This is a genomic window from Bacillus sp. CGMCC 1.16541 (genome assembly GCF_003184905.1).
Lineage (GTDB): Bacteria > Bacillota > Bacilli > Bacillales > Bacillaceae_H > Priestia.
Window position 1 is genome coordinate 251,744 of sequence record NZ_QFRU01000001.1, and the last position, 22,533, is coordinate 274,276.

A 22,533-nucleotide genomic window follows, 5' to 3' on the forward strand; every position below is an offset into this window, starting at 1 on the left:
GGGGCGTGTTCACACAGCAAAAAACCCTTTGCTTATGTGATCCACTATCATGAATGGATACATAAGCAAAGGGTTTTTAACATACTCTTTCTTCTCTATCTCTTTTTTTGTAATTCACCATATAATCGACTAATTGCATATGCGATAGGTTCTTCATACGATTGATGTCCACTAGCCATTGTAATCTCTTTTAACATGCTATAAATATGAGGCTGTAATTTGACTTGAAGCGTTACCTTTTGTTCTTGTTGGAAAGGTTCATTTCCTTTATCAGTTGAAATGGTGGTATTTTGCGCCCCTTTTTCTGCAATCCATATTGCATCCTCTGCTGTTTCCACTTTACCATATTGGCGAATCCAACCTTTTGCCATATTTAATGTATAAAGGATAAATGCTTTATTATCTGCTGTGTTTTTCGTTTCAAATTGATGATTGGTCATAAATACCGCTTGATACAAAAGTACACTAATGACTTCATCCTTTAAATGAAGCTTACGTAATTCATCAATTAAATCTGCGACATATTTAGGCAGAGGCATAAATACACCTTTTACTTCTTTCACAAGATCCATTGTAATTGACTCTGTTGAATATCGCTTAAAATCTTTTATAATATCTTTCATTGCAGTCTCATTCGACATGAACACACCACCAACATTCATAATATATCCTTTATTATATAGGAAAGTACAAAATGTTCATATAGGATGTGTGATATACTCAAAAAATCCTACAATCTGCTAAAATACTTCCTGCTCTTATTCGACGAGATATGTATACAAAAGATGTCCTATTTCTGTAATAATTTGACGGCCTTCATAATTGTCATCTAACTCGTCGATTAATACTGCCACATAAACTGTTTGATCTTTATAATGAACGATGGCACAGTCATGCTCAACACCTGGCAGTTCTCCTGTTTTATTTGCAATTGAAACAATATCTCGATTCATCTTAGCTGGCAACTTATCATAAAACTGCTGTTGCTGAAGAGTGTGTAACATCCTATCGCGATTTTCCTTTTCAAACACCTGACTTTTATCAATCATTTTCAAGCACTTCACCATATCAGATGCAGACGTCAAATTATCAAGGCCTTTCGTTATGGCTTCAAAGTCCATGAGTTTCCTTTGAAGAGAGGTGTGCTGTAAATCTAACTGACGGCATAGCTCATGAATGGATTGTTGAGTAAGTCGGTCGATTAACAAGTTTGTAGCTGTATTATCCGAAACAATAATCATGAGCGTTAATAAATCTTTTATCGTTAATGTTGCTGCGTCAGATAAAGAAGTTAAAACGCCTGCCCCTCCTACTTTATCCTTTTGGGGAACCGTTACAAGTTCTTCTAAATCAATCACACCTTGTTGAACTTGCCTATAGCCTTCTAGTAAAATAGGAACCTTTATTAAGCTAGCTGCTGAATACGTAGTATCCGCGTGAATGGTAATGCTGTGAGGACACATATCAATTGCAACACTTACACGACCACGACACTTGTCGATTACAGTTTGAATACGTTCCTCTAACGATACGATGTTCATCTACTATTCATCCTTTTATTTTGTAACAGCCACTTCATTATGATCTTGGTTACCTATCACACTTTGATCATACAAATGACATGCAACAAAATGTTTTTCTTCTACTTCTTGCCACTTCGGCTTCGTTGTCGCACATGCTTCCATTGCAAATGGACATCTTGTTCGGAATACACAGCCACTTGGTGGGTTCATCGGACTTGGAATTTCACCTTTTAAAATCATTCGCTCTCGCTTATCTTCAACATCTGGATCAGGAATTGGAATGGCAGATAGTAGAGCTTGTGTATAAGGATGAAGTGGTTTTTTATAAAGCTCTTTACTCTCTGTTAGTTCTACTAGATGTCCTAAATACATAACACCAATTCGATCACTAATATGTTTAACCATTGAAAGGTCATGCGCGATAAACAAGTAAGTTAGCCCTTTTTCTTTTTGAAGCTTTTTCATTAAATTAACAACTTGAGCTTGAACAGATACATCTAACGCTGAAATGGGTTCATCTGCAATAATAAAATCTGGATTTAAAGCAAGAGCACGCGCAATCCCAATGCGTTGCCTTTGTCCTCCACTAAACTCATGAGGATAACGGTTTGCATGATCACGGTTCAATCCAACGTCTTCTAATAACTGATATACACGTTCTAACTGTTCTTTTTTATTTGAATATAAGTTGTGTGCTTCCATTGGCTCAGCAATAATCTCACGCACAGTGGAGCGTGGATTGAGTGAGGCATACGGATCTTGGAAAATCATCTGCATATTTCGATAAAATGCTAGTTTTTCTTTTTCAGTGAGAGTATGAACATTTTTACCGTCGTACAAAACTTCTCCTTCTGTGCGGTCATACAGGCCAATAATTGTACGCCCGGTTGTCGATTTGCCACAGCCAGATTCTCCTACTAATCCAAATGTCTCCCCTTTATGAATATCAAACGATACATCATCAACTGCTTTTAATGTTTTACCTTTTTCAAGTTGAAAGTACTTTTTTACGTTCTTTACTTCTAGTAGTTTATGTTTTGTCATGTTTAAGCCTCCGCCTCTTGCCAGTAACGTCTTGCTGCACAAAGTTCTTTTTCATAAGTAGTACTTTCTAACGAAAGAATTTCAATATCCCTACCTGTTTTAGGTGAATGAATCATTTTTCCATCTCCGTAGTAAATCCCTACATGACGGATATTTCCTTTCCCTTCATCATTTGCAAAAAACAATAAATCTCCACGCTTCAACTGATCAAATGGTACATCTTCCCCTTCTGCAGCTTGATCATGTGCATCACGCGGAATCAGATAACCATTTGCTTTACACATTGTGTAGCTAAACCCTGAACAGTCATAGCCATAACTACTCATGCCACCCCACAAATAAGGCAAACCTAAAAATAATTCACCAGATTTAACAATGTCATCGCCGCTACCCTTTACTTTGCTAAGGCTTGTTGATGATAACACAATATCTTGACGGTTTAAATATCCTTTACCGTTTGGCGTCCATACTTCCACCACTTCATCATATTCTCTTAAAACAGGAAGTGTTGTCTGAAAACTCAACTCAACTTCTTTTTGATTTTGTTCGTTATATAAATCTGTAAAAGGACGCGTTACAATGGCAAATTGAGTTGATTCGACTTGTTCTTTACTCTTTACTAGCTGATGACTAGGAATCCAGCCAGGGTACCCTTCATCGTCTTTTGATGAGGCTTGTTCAGGAATGACCACATGTGACCATCCTTCTCTTTCTTCAATCACCGTCACCTCTTGCCCAAATAAAGCTTGCGATTGAACAAGATTGCGGTCGCATAACTCTAAACGTGTCTCGTACGTTAACGATTCTAGCCATGTTTGTATGTCTATTGAACGCGAAACAGCTAGCTTATCAATCTCACGAGCTGAATCAAAAGACGTCCAAACCGTTGCGACAGGTACAGAAATTACCGCTTTTCTACTCATCACTCATTCCTCCTCTACTTTTATTAAATGATGATTTGTTCAATTCCTAATCCTGATGTAGTCGGCATTGTGATTTTTCTTCCTTCGTACTTAATACCACCTATCACTACATCTTTTGCAAGCATAAGTGGTGCATCAAAGTCAAATCGTGTCACATTTTTTTTACTGGCTGCAAAGTGTGCAGCAGCGGTAATACCAAGTCGTGTTTCAATCATGCTGCCGACCATGCACTCTACGCCACATGTTTCAGCTAAGTCATTAATCTTTTGTGCGTAGTAGATGCCACCAGCTTTCATTAGCTTAATGTTAATTAAATCTGCACTACGTGTTTTTAATACGTCAAATGCTTGCTTTGGAGTAAATACACTTTCATCAGCCATGATCAACGTGTCTACTTCATCTGTGACTTGTTTTAACCCTTCAATATCCATCGCCTGTACAGGTTGTTCGACTAATTCAATATCTAAGCCGAGATCTTCCATTTTACGAATCGCTCTAACCGCTGCTTTTGGATCCCACCCTTGATTTGCATCCAAACGAATTTTAATATCGGCTCCAATTCGCTTACGAATCTCTTGAATACGCTTAATATCTGTTTCAATCTCATCTTTACCCACTTTAATCTTTAACACATTAAATCCTTGTTTGATGTAAGTAACTGCGTCTTCTCCCATCTCCTCTGGGCTATTTACACTGACAGTATAGTCGGTTTCAAGTTCGTTTTTATAGCCGCCTAAAAACTGATAAAGAGGAAGATTACAATGCTGAGCTAAACAATCATAAATCGCCATATCAACAGCTGCTTTTGCACTTGAGTTACGAACCAACAATGTATTCATTTGTTGAAACAAATATTCATAGTTTAATAAACTTTTCCCAATAAGAGCAGGCTTTAACACATGGTGAATTGCCGACTCAATACTTGCTAAACTATCTCCTGTAATGACAACCGTTGGAGGTGCCTCCCCCCATCCGACAATGTCATTCTCACATGTGAGTTTCACAACAATTGCTTCTGCCACTTCAACCGTCCGAAGAGCCGTTTTAAATGGTTTATGTAATGGAACAGCAATTCGGAACGTTTCTAGTTGTGTAATGTTCATTCTGTCTCATCCTTTTCCTCAATGCCACTTTCGACAATAAATGTTTGATCATATGTATTCATTCTTCCAATTGACCCAATTGGAATGGCAATATTCGGTGAACAATGGCCAATTTTAAACCCTTTCATCGTTGGTTTACCCACTTGTGCAATATGATCCATAAAAACTTCATCTAATGTTAGTGATTGCTCACGTTTTACGGGGGCACAGTTATGAAAGTCACCAATAATCATTCCTTCTGCATCATGAAACTTGCCTGCCATCTTTAGTTGATTGACCATGCGATCGACTTTATATGGTTCTTCATCAATATCTTCAATAAAAAACACTTTTCCTTTTGTATCCACTTCAAATGGTGTACCTAACGTATTCACTAATAATGTGAGGTTTCCACCAATGACAGGACCACTTGCTTCACCTTCTACAACGGTTTCAAGAGCTGAAATGTTTGATGTGTACTCAATTGCATCATGATTAAATAATTGTTGAAAAGACAGCTTCGTACGTTCATGAACATCGTCTAATCCAATATCGGAACTGAGCATCGGTCCATGAAATGTAACGATTCCTGTTTGTTGATAAATAGCCGTATGTAAAAACGTAATATCACTATAGCCCCAAAAGATTTTTGGATTCTTTTTGATAAGATTATAGTCTAGTTGAGACACAATACGCCCCGTCCCAAATCCACCGCACGCACAAATAATACCTTTCACATCTGGATCTGCAAACATCTGATGAATATCTGCTAAACGTTCCTCATCTGTTCCTGCTAAATAGCCATGTTGATTATACAAAGATGCTCCTAGTTTTACATTCAATCCAAGTTGTTCAAGAAATGATAATGACTTTTTTAGTTTCTCTTGATTAGGCGGACTTGCTGGAGCGATAATTGCAACCGTATCACCTTGCTTTAGTTTTGCTGGTTTTACAACCATTTTTCAACACTCCTTTATGAGAAAAAGAGAGGGAGATGACTCTAGGGAACAAAATGAAACAGTCCCTATTTCGAATCAACTCCACTCACTATACTCTCAAATCATTTGATTAGTTTTTATCTGCCCATTTTAATTCCATGTATCCAACTGGATGACGAACGATTCCAGATACCTTTTCATTTTGTAAATAAACGTGATTATAGAAATGAATTGGAATAATTGGCATTTCATCAAGTAAAATTTTCTCTGCTTCATACATTAATTCAAAGCGCTTTGCCTCATCTGCTTCATTCATTGCTTGTTTGATTAAACGATCATATTGCTCATTGCTCCAAGCAGTACGGTTCATTGAGTGTCCTGTTTGGAAGTTTTCTAAGAAGTTAATTGGATCAGCATAATCTGCTAAGAATGAACTACGAGACAATTGGAACTTAAATGCTTTTTGTTCATCTTGGAATACGTTCCACTCCATATTTGCTAATTTCACATCAACGGCTAAATTTTCTTTGTACATTTGTTGTAATGCTTCAGCAATCTTTTTATGTGTATCACTTGTGCTATACGTTAATGTTACTTCTGGAAGCTTGTCATAACCTTCTTCTTTCATTCCTTTTTCAAGTAATGCTTTTGCTTCTTCGAGATTTGTTTTCGCTAAATCTCCACTTGTTTCACGGAAGTCTTTTCCTTCTGCATCATTAAAGCCATAAGAAACGAAACCATATGCTGGCTTTTCTTCATTTTTTGTTACAAAGTCAACCATTTGTTGTTGATCGACGGCTAAAGCAAATGCTTTACGGATGTTTTTGTTTTGGAATGGTTCTTTCTCTAAGTTAAAACGATAAAAATATGTTCCTGCTTGATCTTCTACTTTTACTTTGCCTTCGCTGAATAACTTTTCACTTAAATCTGCAGGAACATCTGCTGTATCCAGTTCACCTGTTTGGAATAATTGATAATCTGTGTTTGTGTCATTAACCATTGCCCAGTGAACTTTGTCTAATTTAACTGTCTCTGCATCCCAATATTGATCATTCTTTTCCATTACAAAGTGGCTATCATGCTCCCACTCGGTTAATTTGAATGGACCATTTGCTACAAATGTATCTGCTTCAGCAAACCACTTTGGATTTTCAGTTGCTACTTTTTCGTTAATCGGGAAAAACGCTGGATTTGCAATCACACTTAGAAAGTACGCTTGTGGACTTGTTAACGTCACTTCAAATGTTTTTTCATCCGTTGCTGCTACTTTTACGTCATCAGCTGAACCTTCACCGTTATTAAATGCTTCCCCGCCTTCAATAAAATAGCCTAAAAATGCTGCCGGTGAACCTGTTGCTGGGTCTAAAAGACGTTTCCATGCAAATACAAAATCTTGTGCTGTTACATCATCACCATTTGACCATTTTGCATTGTCACGAATATGGAATGTATACACTTTTCCACCTTCTGAAACATCCCATTTTTCCGCAATCGCTGCTTGTGGCTCATGATTTTCATCTAGACGCGTTAACCCTTCCATTAAGTTATTTAACGCATTCCAAGACACAGAATCGAAACCAATTGGTGGATCAAAAGACGTTGGCTCTGAACTGTTGTTTAGACGCAGTACCTTTTCACTACTACCTTCTTTTCCATTTCCATCACTTTTTGCTGGTTCACTACCAGCGTCTTTTGTTGCTGTACAAGCTGCAAGTGCAAATACAAGTACAGCCATTACCACTAACGATAGTATCTTTTTCATCGTGCTCCCCCTCTAATTTTTATTATCTATCAAACTACAAAGTTAGCTTGTAGTTGAAAGCAACATATTTTTAGCTCGTTCATCTTGCAGCCAACAGTCTACGTAATGCTCATTTGTCAACTGCGTTTTCAATGGATACACACGATCACATACTTCCATCGCTTTATCACATCGCGCAACAAACGGACAGCCTACTGGTGGTGAAAACAAATCAGGTGGTGACCCTGCAATTGGTGTCAGCTCTTCTCCATCTAAATCTAGTCGAGGAACAGATTTTAATAGCCCTTTTGTATAAGGGTGTTGAGGGTTATAAAAGATTTCTCTTCGATTTCCTTGTTCAACAATTTTCCCTGCATACATCACCGCAATCCGGTCAGCCACTTGTGCAACGACACCTAAATCATGCGTAATTAGAATGATTGATACACCTGTTTTACTCTGCACTTCTTTAAATAACTCTAGTATTTGAGCTTGAATCGTTACATCGAGTGCTGTTGTCGGCTCGTCTGCAATCAGCACCTCCGGCTGACAGACAAGCGACATGGCGATTACGATTCGCTGCCTCATTCCTCCACTAAATTGATGAGGATATTGCTTTAACCGCTCTTCAGGACTAGGAATTCCAACAAGCGTTAACATATCAATGGCCGCTTTTTTCGCTTCTTCTTTTGATATATTTTCATGTTGTATGATACCTTCAATGATTTGCTCTCCTACTGTAATCGTTGGATTAAGGGCTGTCATTGGATCTTGGAAAATCATTGAGATATCGGCACCACGAACTTTTCGCATCTGTGGTTCCGTTAACTTCACTAAATCTTTCCCGTGAAATACAATAGAACCACCTGTAATTTTACCTGGAGAATTCGGAATAAGACGCATGATACTTTGAGATGTTACACTTTTCCCACAACCCGATTCTCCAACGATTGCAAGTGTTTCTCCCTTATGTAAGTCAAACGTGACTCCCCGAACAGCCTTTACCTCTCCCCCATATGTAGCAAATGAAACATGGAGATCATTCACTTGTAGTACTTTTCCCATGATGTTACCTCCTTAACTTCGGATCTAGCGCATCTTGTAACCCATCGCCTAGCACGTTAAACGAGAACATCGTAAGTGAAATAAAGAGGGCTGGGAAGAATAAGCGCCACCAGTAACCTGATAGAATTGTTGACAATCCATCACTTGCCATTACACCCCAACTCGCAAATGGAGCTTGAATACCGAGACCAAGAAAACTTAAAAATGCTTCCGCAAAAATGGCACTTGGGACTGTGAGTGTCATTTGAACGATAATTGGACCCATTGTATTTGGCAAAAGGTTTTTCCGAATAATTCGAGCTGTTTTTGTTCCAAAAGTTTTGGATGCTAAAATAAATTCATAGTTTTTAATTTGTAAGACTTGTCCCCGCACAATCCTCGCCATTCCAATCCATCCGGTGACAGTGAGGGCGACGATAATGGTTAAAAGGCCAGGCCCCATCACAACCATTAATAAGATGACAACTAATAAGTATGGCAAACCATATAGGATTTCAACGATACGCATCATGACGTTATCGGTTTTACCACCTTTATATCCTGCAACTCCTCCATAAATAATCCCAATGACAAAGTCAATAAGTGCAGCCATAAAACCAACAAATAAAGAGATACGCGCCCCGTACCATGTTCTAGCAAACATGTCTCTTCCCATATCATCTGTTCCAAACCAATGCGTACTTGATGGTGGCAAATTTTGATTGGCTAATGATTGCTTAACCCCATCATGTGGCGAAATGATAGGTCCAATGATGGCCATGACAATTAGGACAATTAAAAAGAAAAGTCCACCCATTGCTAACTTATTTTTCAAAAGCCGTTTCCACGCATCTTGCCAATAAGAAAGACTTGGACGAACAACCGCTTCAGCATCTGATTTGTTCTTTTGCTTCGGCACAAACCACTCGTCCGGAATGTTTGGTGAAGTATTTTGCTCATGTTGTTTTGGAAATCCCATCATTTCCCCTCCTTCTTGTGAAGCTTAATACGCGGATCTAGTATTCCATATGCCAAATCAACTAAGAAGAGCATTAAGATTAAAAATGCACTATAAAACACCGTCGTTCCCATAATAACAGGGTAATCACGCTGATTAATACTTTCTACAAAGTACTTCCCCATACCAGGAATCGCAAAAATTTGTTCGATAACAAATGTACCTGTTAAAATACCCGCAGCAAGCGTACCTAGCACCGTTACAACAGGTAACAATGCATTACGAAGAGCATGTTTAAACACAATTTTAAATGGTGTTAACCCTTTCGCTCTCGCTGTTCGTATATAATCTTGTGTTAATACTTCCAACATACTTGAACGTGTTAAACGTGCAATAATCGCCATGGGTCCCGTTGCTAAAGCAAGAGTTGGCAAAATCATGTGTCGCCAGCTTGTCCAAGTCGCAACAGGTAAAATCCCCCAGTTTACAGCCACTTGCTGAATGAGCAATGTAGCCATAACAAAGTTTGGTATAGAAATACCGAGAACAGCAAAGGTCATCGCCGCATAATCAATAATGCCGTTATGACGAAGAGCTGCTAATACACCTAATGTAATCCCTGATACAACAGCGATAACAAGTGTAATCATCCCTAACTCAAACGAAATTGGAAATCCTCTTCCTAACAAATCATTAACGGTTTGTGAAGGTTGTGTAATAGAAGGACCAAAATCTAAAGACACTAATGATTTTAAGTAAATGAAGTATTGAATCATTAAAGGTTCATCTAAATGATAATGAGCTTCTAAGTTCTTTTGAACCATTTCACTGGTATTTCGCTCTTCATTAAAGGGTGAACCAGGAATGGAGTGCATTAAAAAGAATGTTAGTGTAATAATTAGCCACAATGTGATAATCATGGCAAGAAGTCGTTTTAAAAGATATGTACCCATCGCTCTCACACTTTCTAACAGAATGTTGTTCTCATCGCAAGTTCAGTCATGACAAGCATCGCTCGATACGCTTCTAATATGTCGTTTGCTTCATAGCGTACAATGGTTGTTCCTTCCTCTAGTTCAGTTCCTGGCATTAAGCTTGCCCATTCCGCTTGTCCATAATTAGCAAACTCAATCCGCAAGGTAGGATTTTTAGGTGGAACAAGAGGTTTTACGTTGTGCTTATTTTCAAGTGCTAATTTTGTCTTTTCTCGTAGTAACTCTGCTGACTTAGTAGGTGTTAAACTTTTTGCAACCGACCGAGAAATCGTTTCTTTCACAACAGCAGTTGTGACATTTGGGATAAGTGCTTCTGCTTCCAAAGCAGCTTGGTCATCTCCTGCAACCATAAGAACAGGAACACCATAATATCCAGCTACGTATGCATTGAAACCTAACTCTCCAACCGCTACATCATTTATGTACATATGACGAACACCGAAAATCATTGAATGTGACATTACGCCTTTCATTGATGCTCGCGCATGATAGCCAACAAACATCGCTCCTTCGAAGGTTTCACCTAACCCCTGTACCATTGAATAAGGCTTTACCCCACCTGAAATAAGCTTTGTGTCAGGGTGAAGTTGCTCGATGAGTAGATTATTCATTTGTGAGTGACTGTCATTGACCAACACTTCTTGACAACCGTAATCAAACGCTGCGTTTATGACGGCGTTTGCTTCATTTGTCATAATTGCTCGCCCTCGCTCATAGTTATGCTTTCTTGAATCAACATGGGTATGATCGACCAATCCTGTAATGCCTTCCATATCCACTGACATATAAATGTTCATATTTTCTTCCCTCCTTTTCTGTAAAAATAATTTTAAATTTTCTTAAAATTATAGTTCTAAATACCAAATAATTCAACAATTTATTGAATAAAAAGTCATTTTTCCCTATTTTTATTTAATTTGTATACTTTTTCACATAGTGAAAAACGATGAAAGATAAGTTAGTAAAGCAAAGAACAAAGAGCAATACGCGTTATCCTTTACCCTTCTATCTAGCTATTCATATAGTTACACTTTATGAGCAACGTTTGTTACAGACCGTGTCACATAAGGAAGTTAGTTGTCCCATTTTACCCCAGTGTCTTCCAATTCATTTCTCTCTTTCTCACTTAACTGTGATACACTGAAACATAGGTTTATAAGAAGGAGGGCGACATGATGAAAACCACAATTTCATCTTTACAATGGTTTTTATTTATCGTGTCAAATAGCATCATCGTCCCGATTGTCATTGCATCTCAATATGGACTAAACTCGAGTGACTCTATTGAGTTCGTACAAAGAACACTTTTTGTTCTTGCTATATCGGGTTTACTTCAAGTGCTCATCGGGCATCGTTATCCAATTATGGAAGGCCCAGCAGGTGTTTGGTGGGGTGTCTTTTCCCTTTATGCAAGTCTTGGTCTTGTCTTATTTGGTTCACAAGGAGAAACATTACGAGTACTACAATTTGCTTTATTAGCGAGTGGAGTGATTGGCATTTTATTAAGCGTATTTGGGCTCGTTAATAAACTCGCTCGTTATTTCACACCACCGGTTATTGGTACATATTTAATCTTGCTTGTTGCTCAGTTAAGCGGTTCTTTTCTAAAAGGAATGTTAGGAATTGAAAGTGGAGAGAACACGATTAAACCACTTGTAGCTCTTGGCTCAATTGTCATAGTATTGCTTTCTTTTTGGTTCACTTCTCACCGAATCTTTAACAGATTAAATATTGTGCTAAGCATCGGAATTGGTTGGGGATTATTTGCTTTGATGGGATTAACAAAACCTATTAACGTTCAAGATGAACTATTTTATATACCTCATTTATTTGTATTTGGGGCACCTCGTATCGAATGGAGCATGGTCCTTACATCTTTGTTTGTGACCTTTATTTTAATTACAAATATGCTTGCTTCAATTAAAGTGGTGGAGTCTGTTTTTGCACAAAAAGGGGAAAGAATCGAACGAAACACAATCAAACGTTCAGGCATTATATCAGGGGTGAGTCAACTATTAGGAGGTAGCTTTTCTGCCGTCGGAGCTGTTCCAATTTCAGGATCTGGGGGGTTCATCTCGACAACTGGAATTGTACAGCGTAGACCCTTTATTGTAGCATCTATTCTTTTGTTATTTGTTAGCTTGTTCACTCCACTTACGAGCTTTATTTCTTCACTTCCAGCTGCTGTGGGGTATGCGGCCATTTTCCCTGTATTTGCAAGTATGATTAGTCTAGGGATGAATGAATTTAAACAAGCAAAAAACGAGGATCATGCATTAAAAAGGGCAGGGATTCCACTGCTAGCAGGAATTGGTGTGATGTTTTTACCACCTGAGGCTTTTTCGTCTCTATCACCCATTTTAACAACATTATTAAGTAATGGCTTAGTGTTTGGAACAATGATTGCACTGAGCTTAGAAATCATACACTCACTTCGAAAAGATAAGCCATATTCAAATCACAAGATGTTGAAATAGCAACTTTAAATAAAATGCCTTACCTCTCTATCCGTTCACTTTATTGGATGTAGCTGGCAAGGCATTTTATTATGATAACTTATACTTCGGCTTTTTAAGCGTTTCTTTCTTTTCTTTTGGTTTGATTGCTTTTAACACAATAATAGCGCCTAATACGCTTAAAATAAGTGAACATTGAAAAACGGCGACATGCGATACCTTCATTAAAAATGTATAAATAGGTGGTCCCGCCGCTACTCCAACAAACCTCATTGAACTATAAATGGATGTGATAGTTCCCCGCTCTTCTTTTTCGATTCCCTCAGTTATGAGCGCATCTAAACTTGGTAATGAAATACCAATTCCTATACCCGCAATGACAAGTGCTGCTAATAAGAATGGCAATGTGTCTTTAAAAAACAAGAACGAAAATGAGCTAGCTAACAAAGCAAACCCAATAAATGTACACCATTTCATAGCTACTTTGTTTTTACCGATTTTTTTACCTGCTACATAAGAGGCAATTGATAATGCTAGTAATGGAATTGCCATAACAAATCCTTTTTTTGTATTCACAATTCCATAACGATCTTCTAAAATCGTTGATAAGTAAAAGAGCACTCCAAATAAGACAAGCATAATGATTGCGCCTAGTGAAAAAATTGCTAACAGCCATCGTAAATTTTTACCTAGCGTTTCTTTTACCATTACAATAAATTCTTTAATACTTTGTTTCGGTTCTTCTTTGGCTTTTTCTTTTTTAGGTGGCTTTACAAGGAAAAGAACCAGTACAATTGCGATCGCACAAAAAATAGGAATGAACCAAAACGGTAAAAACCAAATGAACGATGCTAAAAACGCACCTAGAATTGGACTTAAGACTTTACCAAATGTATTGGCTGTTTCAATTAATCCTAACCCATTTGATACTTCTTCTTCATCTTCAAACATATCCCCTACACACGGAAGAACAACTGGCATTGCTCCAGCTGAACCGATTCCTTGAATGGCCCTGCCTACAAGGATTAACCAGAAAGGATTATCAAGTTGCCATGATGCCCATCCAGTTAATGCTCCACCTATCCCGGCTAAAATTAAGCTTGGAATAATGACGACTTTTCGTCCAAATCGGTCTGATAAATATCCGGCTACTGGAATAAGAAAGATAGCGAAAATGGAGTACACCGTAATAATCATCGACACTTGAAATGAACTTACTTGAAGCCTTTTTTCAATAACCGGAAGAACTGGAATAAGCATTGAATTTCCTAGCGTCATAATTAATGGCACAGACGCAAGGGCTAACAAATCAGCGGTTTGCTTTGTTTTCATCTTACCCTCCACATGAAGAAAAAACTTCTTTTTCACCTATTTTGCTAACCATTAAAACGAAAGTAATCTACCGTATATTGTTCTCAAATACGAAGGTGATATGTCTCCCTTTAAATGGCAACACATTTCTGTTTTATTGTTAGTCTTTTTCATTTATGAAAACGCTATTAAACGATTTTATGTGTCAGTTTTTCGAATGTGTTATCACAGTTTTTTAATTTTCTTCAATGAAAACGCATTAATTGGAAATAATAAACTTGAAAAAAGATGAAATTTTCTCTTTCATTTTTCGACAAAAACCCTTATATTATGACTAGGAGATTTAAGAGGTATGACGTAAGAAGTCTGACAACGCTGAATATCTCACATAATACTATCTATAGAAAAGGTGGAGTCTATGAACTACTTGTGGGGTTTATTAGGAATTGTATTCGTTTTCTTTCTCGCATTTTTAATTTCAAACAATCGAAAAGCCATTAATCCACGAACAATTCTTGTAGGATTAGGATTACAAATCTTATTTGGATTTATCGTATTGAAATGGGAATTCGGTCGCGCAATGCTTCAAAAAGTGACAGTTGGTGTTTCAAATGTCATCGCTTACGCTGATGAAGGGGTTTCGTTCTTATTTGGCCCTTTAGCAGACCCTGAAGCTGTAGGATTTGTATTTGCAATTAAAGTATTAACACTTATTATTTTCTTCTCTTCTTTAATTGCTGTTTTATATTACCTTGGCATTATGCAATTAATTATTCGCTTCTTAGGTGGTGGATTATCGAAATTACTTGGTACAAGTAAAACAGAGTCCCTTTCTGCTGCTGCTAACATTTTTGTTGGACAAACAGAAGCTCCGATGGTTGTACGTCCGTACATCTCAAAAATGACACAATCTGAGTTATTTGCGGTTATGACAGGTGGTCTTGCATCTGTCGCTGGTTCTGTATTATTCGGATACGCAGCATTAGGTGTACCAATTGAATATTTACTAGCAGCAAGCTTTATGGCTGCTCCAGCTGGATTGATTATGGCGAAAATGATTGTACCAGAAACAGAAACATCTTCAACAACAGACGAAATTAAAATGGAACGTGATAAAGAAACTGCTAACGTAGTTGATGCTGCTGCACGCGGTGCATCTGACGGTTTAAAATTAGCAGTAAACGTTGGTGCGATGCTTCTTGCTTTCATTGCTTTAATTTCATTATTAAACGGAATGTTAACAGGTATTGGAAATTGGTTTAACTTCGAAGGGTTAACATTAGATTTAATCTTAGGTTATTTATTTGCACCAATCGCATTTGTAATTGGTGTACCTTGGAGTGAAGCTGTTACTGCTGGTGGATTTATCGGTCAAAAACTTGTATTAAATGAGTTTGTTGCATATTCTTCATTTGCTCCACAAATTGAGCAGTTATCAGATAAGACAGTTGCTGTTATTAGCTTTGCACTTTGTGGATTTGCTAACCTATCATCATTAGCAATTCTTTTAGGTGGTCTTGGTGGAATGGCACCAAACCGTCGTCAAGATATTGCTCGTTTAGGCTTCCGTGCAATTCTAGCTGGTACACTTGCTAACCTTTTAAGTGCTGCAATTGCAGGTATGTTCCTATAATTTACAAACATCTAACGAAAAAAAGCGTTCACTTCAAGTTAGAAGTAAACGCTTTTTTCATGTTCTTATATAATGATTTGATCCTGTGTCTGATCTCCATGGTACATAAATTGTTTATCAATAATATGTTCAATGTAAATGGTCGTTAAATCACTTTTCTTAACTTGGGCGACAATGAGACCTAATGGATCACCGATTGTAAAACTTGTACCATCCTCGAACGATAATAATTCGTCTCCTAGCTGTAGAATTCGCTTATAGACACTTTCTTTTTCTTCATTTGTTCGAATATTAGGCGCTTCTTTTAATGAAAACAATAAAATGACCTCTTGCCCACTAATTTGACTGCGATACATGACCATCAACCCCTTGTATACGACTAATTATTCTTATGTTTAGTATACTCTTGATCCTAAATGATTAATAACTTATACACTTTAAATATTTCCAACTATCTATACTTTATATTCTACCTAAAAATTAATTTTCAGTAAATAAAAATAATTCTAAAATTAACCCTCTAAAAAGTAAGCGCTATCTATTGACGGAAAAATGACATTGTTGTATATTAGAACCAATCATCTAACGCAATATACAGAATATTAAGTTAGGTGATAATAAGTGTTAAAGTAGCAATCAGCTGCTACAAAGTATTAGGAGGATTCTATTTATGCAAAACGGTAAAGTAAAATGGTTTAACAATGAAAAAGGATTTGGCTTCATCGAAGTTGAAGGTGGCAACGATGTATTCGTTCATTTCACTGCTATCCAAGGCGAAGGTTATAAGTCTTTAGAAGAAGGTCAAGAAGTTTCATTCGAAATCGTTGAAGGAAGCCGTGGACCTCAAGCTGCTAACGTAACAAAACTTTAATTATAAATGAACGTCATTTATCCATATAAGAGTATATAAACAAAGAGGCTTCCTAGGAAGCCTCTTTGTTTATTGTTTTGCTTCTGTTAGTTGATGACTACACGTTTGTAACTCTTGTTCACAGCGTTGCAAGAACCGCTCATCTACACCTGTTCCATTTGCTCTTGCTTGTGCTAATTGTGCTTGTGCATCAGCTACAGCACTTGAAGCTTGTTGTAACTGATCAGGATCCATACTGATAGTCGCAGTTCCTACCATTTTCTCTGCTGCTTTTATAGACATTTGCACTTGTTGTAACTCATTGTATCCTGATGTTATTTCTTCATTCATTTGTTTATCCATTGAAAAACACCTCCATATGGATAGAATGAAGCTTCTTGACTGAAAATATACCTTGCTACTTTTTCAATAATAAGTCTCCGTATTGTTTAATTTTTTCACCAATTGTGCAATTTTTTATACAAAAAGACTGAGCATAATTTTTACCATGCTCCTTTTTAAATGTTTGTTTTACAAAACATTCTTCGCAATAATAATCCAGTAACTCGGTTACCTCTTCTAATACCTGTTTTCGATTCAATCCTTTCATCTCCCATTTAGACTTTTTTATGGCTCGAAATTGAGATGTTTTTTAGCGCTTGAGAAGCTAATTGATCAGCTTCTTGATTTTGCTTACGTGAAATGGAGTCATACACAGGATAAATACTCAATTCTTTCATTTTTTCTTCAATACGATCCAAATATTTATTAAATTCTTCTTCATAACAAGGCCATTCACCGGATAGTTGTTTTAGCACAACCTGCGAATCTCCACGAAAGACAACACGAATGTGATGAACACCTAGCTCTTCTAACTGTTTCATTAAGTATAAACAAGCTGCATATTCTGCTTCATTGTTTGACTGTATTTGTTCTAATTGAATATTTTGGCGTACTCGATACTCACTTTTACTTTTTTTATAGTAAATGACAACACCGACTCCTGCTAACTCTGTTTCACGATCATATCCACCATCAAAGTAAGCAATAATATCATACGGCTCTGTTTCTACTTCTTGTAAAAACTTTTTCGCTTCTTTTAATGTCCAACGCTGTCCTTGCTCATCAATGATGACAACATCCTTCGTTCTCCCTGTTTTCTCTAGATCTTCTACTATTTTTAACGCCTCGTTTGCTTCAATACTTGCAGATTGAAATTGCAACTCTGAACCTTTAGGTGATTGATAATGCCATTCAATTTGATAATTCATGTCATTTTACCCTTTCATTCGTAGCGTTTTTTCTTACTATATAAGTGTTTTCCCTCTTTCATTCCCTCTTTATCAATAAACTAGCCACTGTCATGCATTTCTTTTGAATTTATACTTAACTGATCAAAGACGTTGTTGTATAATATGATACATTGTGTTTACTTTTCGCTCTTAGCATTGCACAATCGTATCACTTGATGAGTGTGTAATCAAGTATTTTGGAGGTAAGAAAGATATGTTTAACGAAGTGTTATGGCTTGTCTTTGCCATTGTTAATTTTACTTTGCTACTTGTGATTTATCGTTTTTCTGGTAAAGCCGGTTTATTCGTTTGGCTCGGCTTTTCTACCGTCGTTGCAAACTTACAGGTTGTCAAAACCATTGAGATATTTGGCTTAACCGCCACACTCGGTAACATTATGTATGGAACGGCTTTCTTTGTAACAGATTTATTAAATGAAAAGTATGGAAAAGAGGAAGCAAGAAAAGCTGTTTGGCTTGGCTTTTTCACCTTAATTTCCATGACCATTATTATGCAATTTGTGCTTGCATTTGAACCTGCTTCAATCGATATTGCACAAGGTTCACTAGAAACGATTTTCGGCTTACTTCCTCGCATTGCACTAGGAAGCTTACTCGCTTATATGATTAGCCAACATCTCGATGTTTATTTATTTACACAGTTTAAAAAGAAATTTCCTCGTCCTTCTCAATTATGGATTCGAAATAATGGAAGTACGCTGATTAGTCAGCTCGTAGATACGCTCGTTTTTACATCAATTGCTTTTATCGGTGTTTATCCTTTTTCTGTTTGGATACAAATTTTTATAACGACTTATGTTATTAAGATGATTGTAGCAATAATTGATACACCTTTTATTTACTTGGCAAGGTCATTCAAAGTAAAATCAGAGTAAGAGTATGTAGACATGCCGTTAAAGGGGGATAACCATTGATTGAAGTTTATATAGATGGGGCAAGTGCTGGCAATCCAGGACCATCTGGTGCTGGTATTCATATTAAAGGAAACGGCGAATATCATCGCTTTTCCATTCCATTAGGAGAAATGACCAATCATGAGGCAGAATATCATGCACTAATTAAAGCGTTGGAAATTTGTGTAGAAAAAAACTATAAAGTTGTTTCGTTTCGCACAGATTCACAGCTAGTAGATCGAGCCATCGAAAAAGAATTTGTCAAAAATGCGGCATACGCTCCGTTACTTGAACAAGCTTTGCAACTAACAAAGCAGTTCGATCTTTTTTTTATGAAGTGGATTCCGAGCAGTCAAAATGCGGCGGCTGACGAGTTAGCTCGAAAAGCCATTATGGCTCAAAAATAGTAAACACCCCCCTCCATTTTATGAAGGGGGGCCTTTTAGGTAAGCATTCCTTTTTCTTTCAAAAAGCGAATGGTTTGTTTTTTTGTCATTATTTTATTTTGTGTCATGTTTTCTAGCAATGAAATAAAAAAGCTTCCATCAAACTCTTTTTGCACTTTTAATGTCCATTCAATTGCAGCTATCACCATTTTATCAGATGCCTCGGTGTAGTGTTGACCAAACATAATAAAACCCTTCGCATCTTCTCTTAGGTGAAACCCCTTGTCTTGCAGATAAAGAAGGTATTCCTCAACGGTTTGAACTGTCTTCATCACTATGATGTCCCACCCTTTACTTGTTGTTCCTTCTTTATCTTAGCTTACTTTGTTCTGTTTGACTATCATGAATTTTTTAAAATTTTATAACTAATGTTTTTCTAAAAAATAACCAAGCGCTCCCATTGCTACTCCTAAAATGGCTCCACCAATCACTTCTTCTGGTTGGTGACCTAGCATTTCCTTTAAGCGTTCTTCAGCTAAATCGTGAAACCCTTTATTAGGTAGACCAGCAAGCTTCTCAATTTCTTCATCTAACGTATTTACTTTAATTGTAATTTCTCCTGTTTGCCTTCTAATTCCTTGTGCATCATACATGACAATAATTCCAAAGATAGAAGCTAAAGCGAAGTCCGTTGACGAAATTCCTTTTTTTAATGCAATATACGTAGCTAACGATGATACACCTGCTGAGTGTGAACTAGGCATTCCTCCTGATGAAGCAATTAAACGCCAATCCCACACTCCGGTTTCACGCTTTTTAATCGGTACTTTTAACAATTGTGCTACGCCAATTGATGCAAGTGAAACAGCAACACCTTTGTTCATTTTTTTCACCTCACCTTTATTGTCGTAACAAATGAGGGGAAGTATGCGTTATTTCACTCGCTCAACTTCAATATTTTGATCTCTTAACATCGCTGTAATCCTGCTTTTATTACTCATTAACTTGTGATTTAACGGAAACTCCCATTCTGTTCCATCATTAAAAGAAAAAACAAGTGCTAGTTCTTTTGTTTCTTGTTCAGATGAAGCAAGGATACTTCTTGCATCTTTTACTTCGTCCCACCGATAGCATTGCTCATCAAAGCTTGTTAACGAATTAATGCAAATGCCTTCATTACTCATATGCTCATAGTAAAAACTTGATGAAATGCTGACTACTAATGAAACAAAACAAAGAAGAATTCCACCTGTAAGCACCATACGACTTCTTTTTTTTGCTTTGGTTACGTAAATCAACAGTGCACTCCAAATGATACACAAGCTAGTAATAGCTCCAATGAAAATAACTGCAGAGTACATCCGTGGTTGAAAAAACCAGTATGTATCACTAGACATAAGCCATTCTTGAATGGGGTACACGAGAACAAATGGAAAAAAGATACTTGATAAAAATAAAATACAAATAAAAACAACTTGTAACGGAATAAGCTTACTTTCTTGACTTAAAATAACCGTTCGACTCATACACCCTCACCTTTTACAGAAAATTTAGAACAAAACCAACATGATTATACCATAATTTTACTATATATATTTAGTGTATTTATTGTTTATAAATAAAAAACATCCCTCACTCATTTATCAAAATGATACATGAGTGAGAGATACGTGATTACTATCAAATCAAGCAGCATTATGCTTCATTTGACATCGGTTAAGTTGTGTTAACGCTTGTTTTTTTGAGATTGTTTTTGAGATTGATTATTCATTTTTTTTGCTTCTAATTCTGCATAAGAACCAAATTCTTGGCTGTATTGGCTGCTTGATTGTTGTTTTGCATCAAGCTTTTTGTTATGAGAATTATTTTTGTTTTGTTGTGCATTAAATTCAGATGCAAATTCTTGACCATATTGGTTTTGTTTTTGCATTTGAGCTTGGTTTGCTTTTGAAGCTTTGCTAGCATTAAACTCAGATGCAAACTCTTGACCATATTGGTTTTGAGATTTGCTTGCTTGACGTGCACGTTGTGCTTGGCTTGGTTGTTGTGCTGCACCAGCTTGAGGGTTAGCACCAAACTCAGAAGCATACTCTGCTGCGTATTGGTTGTTTTTGTTTGCATGCTTTGCGTTCTGAGCTTTTTGAGCTTGGTTAGCTTTAAACTCAGAAGAGAATTCTTGGTTGTATTGGTTTTGCTTAGCGTTATTGTTTTGTTGTGCGTTTGCATTACCTTTTTTTGTTCTTCCCATTACAATCTCCTCCTTTGTTGTACCTTGTTGGTACACTATTAGTATGGATTGAATGGGTATCTGTATGAACTGTAAAATTAGCTAAAGACGGTATAGATTAGATACTCTTCATAAATTATCCAATGACTCTTCCTTCATTTTCACTCTTATTTTTGCTCCAGACGAGCGACATATTCCTCTATCATAGACGGTGTAACGAGCTTTCGAGCTGGTACGATTCCATTCTTTGCTAGCTCATTGATTTGAGTCGTAACTGCATTAATTCGCTCCGTTGTAAAAGCATCTTTGTTTTGGCAATTTGTTATCGCTTCTTCAATGTAACGCTCACGCAGCATATCTAGCTCTGAAAATGTTTTAACAAGTTGATGTTGCTTTTGTGAATGGGCTGAAATTTCTTTATGTACGCTCATTTTAATTCCTCCATTGTTGTCAGTTCTTTTTGTAAAGTGTTGTTATAATAAATTCATTAATAGCTGAGTAATTGATACTCCCCTCTGCTAAATGTTGAATTTGTTCGTTTAAAATCTTTGACTGATCTTCCATCATCGTATGTAACTCATTTAAATCTTTATGAGATACAGAATAACCGTTTCTTTTCGCATTGACAAGCATATTTGCGTAATCATGAATGGTTTTGTTCACATAGGTTTGTTCAAGAAGCTCATTAAAAATAAGTGGTGGAAGCTGTTTTTGATGAATAATAAGTTGCAATGATAAATAAGCACGAATAATATGTACGTACCTTTTTATATCAGCTATTGTGACACTTTGACCTAATTTTTTTTGCAAATTTGTTTTGAGCAATTGTAAATAATGAAAACTAATCGCCTTATGCGAGTACTGATGTTTTATAAAGGTACGTAAAGGTTCAGTAAAAGTCAAATCTTCTTTATATACAATCGGTGAAGATAGCCATTCAAAAAGCGACGGATTTGATTTTGTAAATAAATACATCGCTTTATACAAGTCCCATCCTTGTATGTCTTGGTCACATTCATTAATCACGTCATGTGGTCGTGATAATTGTAGATAGGCATCGATTTTATGTTTATAAATAAACCGAACATCATAATCACTAGTCATCGTTTCTAATTGATAAGCTCGACTACCTGCCTCACATGCATAGAGAATAGTGACATCATACATCTTTTCAATTTGCTTTAATCGCTTCTGAATGGCTGTTTTCATTACCTTTT

General features: G+C 36.8%; 27 protein-coding genes. 5 read left to right on the forward strand and 22 right to left on the reverse strand.

The features are described from left to right. Nucleotides 1–95: 95 nt before the first annotated feature. The 11 genes from DIS06_RS05760 to DIS06_RS05810 form a co-directional block, all read right to left on the reverse strand. Nucleotides 96–641, reverse strand: a complete 546-nt coding sequence (locus DIS06_RS05760; protein WP_110112432.1) for a hypothetical protein — start codon at nt 639–641, stop codon at nt 96–98. A 117-nt stretch (nt 642–758) separates the two neighbouring features. Then, nucleotides 759–1,541 carry a serine hydrolase gene (locus DIS06_RS05765; protein ID WP_110112285.1) on the reverse strand — a complete coding sequence of 261 codons (783 nt, stop codon included), beginning with the start codon at nt 1,539–1,541 and terminating at the stop codon, nt 759–761. A 15-nt stretch (nt 1,542–1,556) separates the two neighbouring features. Beyond that, nucleotides 1,557–2,567: an ABC transporter ATP-binding protein gene (locus tag DIS06_RS05770; RefSeq protein WP_110112286.1), complete on the reverse strand. Its 1,011-nt coding sequence runs from the start codon at nt 2,565–2,567 to the stop codon at nt 1,557–1,559. Nucleotides 2,568–2,569: 2 nt separating this feature from the next. Beyond that, complete coding sequence (locus tag DIS06_RS05775) at nt 2,570–3,490, reverse strand: C40 family peptidase (RefSeq protein WP_110112287.1); 921 nt, start codon at nt 3,488–3,490, stop codon at nt 2,570–2,572. A 23-nt stretch (nt 3,491–3,513) separates the two neighbouring features. Then, the gene (locus DIS06_RS05780) at nt 3,514–4,593 is read right to left on the reverse strand and encodes a dipeptide epimerase (protein ID WP_110112288.1); all 1,080 of its coding nucleotides are present in this window, start codon (nt 4,591–4,593) and stop codon (nt 3,514–3,516) included. Beyond that, complete coding sequence (locus DIS06_RS05785; protein WP_110112289.1) at nt 4,590–5,531, reverse strand: S66 peptidase family protein; 942 nt, start codon at nt 5,529–5,531, stop codon at nt 4,590–4,592. Before DIS06_RS05785 ends, DIS06_RS05780 begins: the two co-directional genes overlap by 4 nt. Before the next feature lie 109 nt (nt 5,532–5,640). After that, entirely contained in the window at nt 5,641–7,272 is a 1,632-nt protein-coding gene (locus tag DIS06_RS05790) for a peptide ABC transporter substrate-binding protein (RefSeq protein WP_110112290.1), read from the reverse strand. A 42-nt stretch (nt 7,273–7,314) separates the two neighbouring features. After that, nucleotides 7,315–8,316, reverse strand: a complete 1,002-nt coding sequence (locus DIS06_RS05795) for an ABC transporter ATP-binding protein (protein ID WP_110112291.1) — start codon at nt 8,314–8,316, stop codon at nt 7,315–7,317. Nucleotides 8,317–8,320: 4 nt separating this feature from the next. Continuing rightward, entirely contained in the window at nt 8,321–9,274 is a 954-nt protein-coding gene (locus DIS06_RS05800; protein ID WP_110112292.1) for an ABC transporter permease, read from the reverse strand. Next, on the reverse strand, nt 9,274–10,206 hold the full coding sequence (locus DIS06_RS05805) for an ABC transporter permease (protein WP_110112293.1): 933 nt from the start codon (nt 10,204–10,206) through the stop codon (nt 9,274–9,276). The genes DIS06_RS05800 and DIS06_RS05805 overlap by 1 nt, the downstream gene beginning before the upstream one ends. A gap of 14 nt (nt 10,207–10,220) precedes the next feature. After that, a complete protein-coding gene (locus DIS06_RS05810; RefSeq protein WP_110112294.1) occupies nt 10,221–11,045 on the reverse strand; it encodes a M55 family metallopeptidase in 825 nt (274 codons plus the stop codon). A gap of 378 nt (nt 11,046–11,423) precedes the next feature. On the opposite strand from DIS06_RS05810, the gene DIS06_RS05815 reads away from it, so the two are divergent. Further along, entirely contained in the window at nt 11,424–12,725 is a 1,302-nt protein-coding gene (locus DIS06_RS05815) for a purine/pyrimidine permease (RefSeq protein ID WP_204166760.1), read from the forward strand. Between the two features lie 69 nt (nt 12,726–12,794). Here the strand turns inward: DIS06_RS05815 and bcbE are convergent, their stop codons facing one another. After that, nucleotides 12,795–14,036 (reverse strand): bacillibactin exporter BcbE, encoded by a 1,242-nt coding sequence (bcbE, locus tag DIS06_RS05820; protein WP_110112296.1) that lies wholly within the window; start codon nt 14,034–14,036, stop codon nt 12,795–12,797. 397 nt (nt 14,037–14,433) lie between these two features. On the opposite strand from bcbE, the gene DIS06_RS05825 reads away from it, so the two are divergent. Next, a complete protein-coding gene (locus DIS06_RS05825) occupies nt 14,434–15,648 on the forward strand; it encodes a NupC/NupG family nucleoside CNT transporter (RefSeq protein ID WP_110112297.1) in 1,215 nt (404 codons plus the stop codon). A gap of 65 nt (nt 15,649–15,713) precedes the next feature. Here the strand turns inward: DIS06_RS05825 and DIS06_RS05830 are convergent, their stop codons facing one another. Further along, complete coding sequence (locus tag DIS06_RS05830; protein WP_110112298.1) at nt 15,714–16,004, reverse strand: hypothetical protein; 291 nt, start codon at nt 16,002–16,004, stop codon at nt 15,714–15,716. Between the two features lie 314 nt (nt 16,005–16,318). Between DIS06_RS05830 and cspD the strand changes: the two genes are divergently transcribed. After that, the gene (cspD, locus tag DIS06_RS05835) at nt 16,319–16,519 is read left to right on the forward strand and encodes a cold-shock protein CspD (RefSeq protein WP_110112299.1); all 201 of its coding nucleotides are present in this window, start codon (nt 16,319–16,321) and stop codon (nt 16,517–16,519) included. Nucleotides 16,520–16,588: 69 nt separating this feature from the next. Here the strand turns inward: cspD and DIS06_RS05840 are convergent, their stop codons facing one another. From DIS06_RS05840 to DIS06_RS05850, 3 genes are read right to left on the reverse strand one after another with little or no spacing between them, the layout of a single operon-like run. Beyond that, nucleotides 16,589–16,861 (reverse strand): DUF2564 family protein, encoded by a 273-nt coding sequence (locus DIS06_RS05840; protein WP_110112300.1) that lies wholly within the window; start codon nt 16,859–16,861, stop codon nt 16,589–16,591. Nucleotides 16,862–16,916: 55 nt separating this feature from the next. Beyond that, a complete protein-coding gene (locus tag DIS06_RS05845) occupies nt 16,917–17,108 on the reverse strand; it encodes a zinc-finger domain-containing protein (protein WP_481746841.1) in 192 nt (63 codons plus the stop codon). Nucleotides 17,109–17,115: 7 nt separating this feature from the next. After that, nucleotides 17,116–17,769, reverse strand: coding sequence for a ribonuclease H family protein (locus tag DIS06_RS05850; RefSeq protein ID WP_110112302.1), 654 nt, complete (start codon nt 17,767–17,769; stop codon nt 17,116–17,118). A gap of 235 nt (nt 17,770–18,004) precedes the next feature. On the opposite strand from DIS06_RS05850, the gene DIS06_RS05855 reads away from it, so the two are divergent. Further along, nucleotides 18,005–18,685 (forward strand): queuosine precursor transporter, encoded by a 681-nt coding sequence (locus DIS06_RS05855; protein WP_110112303.1) that lies wholly within the window; start codon nt 18,005–18,007, stop codon nt 18,683–18,685. Nucleotides 18,686–18,720: 35 nt separating this feature from the next. After that, nucleotides 18,721–19,110 (forward strand): reverse transcriptase-like protein, encoded by a 390-nt coding sequence (locus DIS06_RS05860; RefSeq protein ID WP_110112304.1) that lies wholly within the window; start codon nt 18,721–18,723, stop codon nt 19,108–19,110. A 35-nt stretch (nt 19,111–19,145) separates the two neighbouring features. Here DIS06_RS05860 and DIS06_RS05865 read toward each other — a convergent pair whose 3' ends face one another. The 6 genes from DIS06_RS05865 to DIS06_RS05890 all read right to left on the reverse strand — a co-directional run bounded on the left by DIS06_RS05865 (nt 19,146) and on the right by DIS06_RS05890 (nt 22,525). Continuing rightward, the gene (locus DIS06_RS05865) at nt 19,146–19,424 is read right to left on the reverse strand and encodes a DUF6123 family protein (protein ID WP_110112305.1); all 279 of its coding nucleotides are present in this window, start codon (nt 19,422–19,424) and stop codon (nt 19,146–19,148) included. Nucleotides 19,425–19,514: 90 nt separating this feature from the next. Further along, on the reverse strand, nt 19,515–19,973 hold the full coding sequence (locus tag DIS06_RS05870; RefSeq protein WP_110112306.1) for a divergent PAP2 family protein: 459 nt from the start codon (nt 19,971–19,973) through the stop codon (nt 19,515–19,517). Between the two features lie 48 nt (nt 19,974–20,021). Continuing rightward, on the reverse strand, nt 20,022–20,615 hold the full coding sequence (locus tag DIS06_RS05875) for a hypothetical protein (RefSeq protein WP_110112307.1): 594 nt from the start codon (nt 20,613–20,615) through the stop codon (nt 20,022–20,024). A 200-nt stretch (nt 20,616–20,815) separates the two neighbouring features. Next, entirely contained in the window at nt 20,816–21,337 is a 522-nt protein-coding gene (locus DIS06_RS05880) for a hypothetical protein (protein WP_110112308.1), read from the reverse strand. A gap of 146 nt (nt 21,338–21,483) precedes the next feature. Beyond that, nucleotides 21,484–21,747, reverse strand: a complete 264-nt coding sequence (locus DIS06_RS05885) for a DUF2533 family protein (RefSeq protein ID WP_110112309.1) — start codon at nt 21,745–21,747, stop codon at nt 21,484–21,486. A 19-nt stretch (nt 21,748–21,766) separates the two neighbouring features. Then, entirely contained in the window at nt 21,767–22,525 is a 759-nt protein-coding gene (locus DIS06_RS05890) for a nucleotidyltransferase domain-containing protein (RefSeq protein WP_110112310.1), read from the reverse strand. Nucleotides 22,526–22,533: the final 8 nt, after the last annotated feature.

Coding starts and splice junctions, on each gene's coding strand:
- DIS06_RS05760 (WP_110112432.1), bottom strand. CDS start 641: ATGTCGAATGAGACTGCAATGAAAGATATTATAAAAGATTTTAAGCGA.
- DIS06_RS05765 (WP_110112285.1), bottom strand. CDS start 1,541: ATGAACATCGTATCGTTAGAGGAACGTATTCAAACTGTAATCGACAAG.
- DIS06_RS05770 (WP_110112286.1), bottom strand. CDS start 2,567: ATGACAAAACATAAACTACTAGAAGTAAAGAACGTAAAAAAGTACTTT.
- DIS06_RS05775 (WP_110112287.1), bottom strand. CDS start 3,490: ATGAGTAGAAAAGCGGTAATTTCTGTACCTGTCGCAACGGTTTGGACG.
- DIS06_RS05780 (WP_110112288.1), bottom strand. CDS start 4,593: ATGAACATTACACAACTAGAAACGTTCCGAATTGCTGTTCCATTACAT.
- DIS06_RS05785 (WP_110112289.1), bottom strand. CDS start 5,531: ATGGTTGTAAAACCAGCAAAACTAAAGCAAGGTGATACGGTTGCAATT.
- DIS06_RS05790 (WP_110112290.1), bottom strand. CDS start 7,272: ATGAAAAAGATACTATCGTTAGTGGTAATGGCTGTACTTGTATTTGCA.
- DIS06_RS05795 (WP_110112291.1), bottom strand. CDS start 8,316: ATGGGAAAAGTACTACAAGTGAATGATCTCCATGTTTCATTTGCTACA.
- DIS06_RS05800 (WP_110112292.1), bottom strand. CDS start 9,274: ATGGGATTTCCAAAACAACATGAGCAAAATACTTCACCAAACATTCCG.
- DIS06_RS05805 (WP_110112293.1), bottom strand. CDS start 10,206: ATGGGTACATATCTTTTAAAACGACTTCTTGCCATGATTATCACATTG.
- DIS06_RS05810 (WP_110112294.1), bottom strand. CDS start 11,045: ATGAACATTTATATGTCAGTGGATATGGAAGGCATTACAGGATTGGTC.
- DIS06_RS05815 (WP_204166760.1), top strand. CDS start 11,424: ATGAAAACCACAATTTCATCTTTACAATGGTTTTTATTTATCGTGTCA.
- bcbE (WP_110112296.1), bottom strand. CDS start 14,036: ATGAAAACAAAGCAAACCGCTGATTTGTTAGCCCTTGCGTCTGTGCCA.
- DIS06_RS05825 (WP_110112297.1), top strand. CDS start 14,434: ATGAACTACTTGTGGGGTTTATTAGGAATTGTATTCGTTTTCTTTCTC.
- DIS06_RS05830 (WP_110112298.1), bottom strand. CDS start 16,004: ATGTATCGCAGTCAAATTAGTGGGCAAGAGGTCATTTTATTGTTTTCA.
- cspD (WP_110112299.1), top strand. CDS start 16,319: ATGCAAAACGGTAAAGTAAAATGGTTTAACAATGAAAAAGGATTTGGC.
- DIS06_RS05840 (WP_110112300.1), bottom strand. CDS start 16,861: ATGGATAAACAAATGAATGAAGAAATAACATCAGGATACAATGAGTTA.
- DIS06_RS05845 (WP_481746841.1), bottom strand. CDS start 17,108: ATGAAAGGATTGAATCGAAAACAGGTATTAGAAGAGGTAACCGAGTTA.
- DIS06_RS05850 (WP_110112302.1), bottom strand. CDS start 17,769: ATGAATTATCAAATTGAATGGCATTATCAATCACCTAAAGGTTCAGAG.
- DIS06_RS05855 (WP_110112303.1), top strand. CDS start 18,005: ATGTTTAACGAAGTGTTATGGCTTGTCTTTGCCATTGTTAATTTTACT.
- DIS06_RS05870 (WP_110112306.1), bottom strand. CDS start 19,973: ATGAACAAAGGTGTTGCTGTTTCACTTGCATCAATTGGCGTAGCACAA.
- DIS06_RS05875 (WP_110112307.1), bottom strand. CDS start 20,615: ATGAGTCGAACGGTTATTTTAAGTCAAGAAAGTAAGCTTATTCCGTTA.
- DIS06_RS05880 (WP_110112308.1), bottom strand. CDS start 21,337: ATGGGAAGAACAAAAAAAGGTAATGCAAACGCACAACAAAACAATAAC.
- DIS06_RS05885 (WP_110112309.1), bottom strand. CDS start 21,747: ATGAGCGTACATAAAGAAATTTCAGCCCATTCACAAAAGCAACATCAA.
- DIS06_RS05890 (WP_110112310.1), bottom strand. CDS start 22,525: ATGAAAACAGCCATTCAGAAGCGATTAAAGCAAATTGAAAAGATGTAT.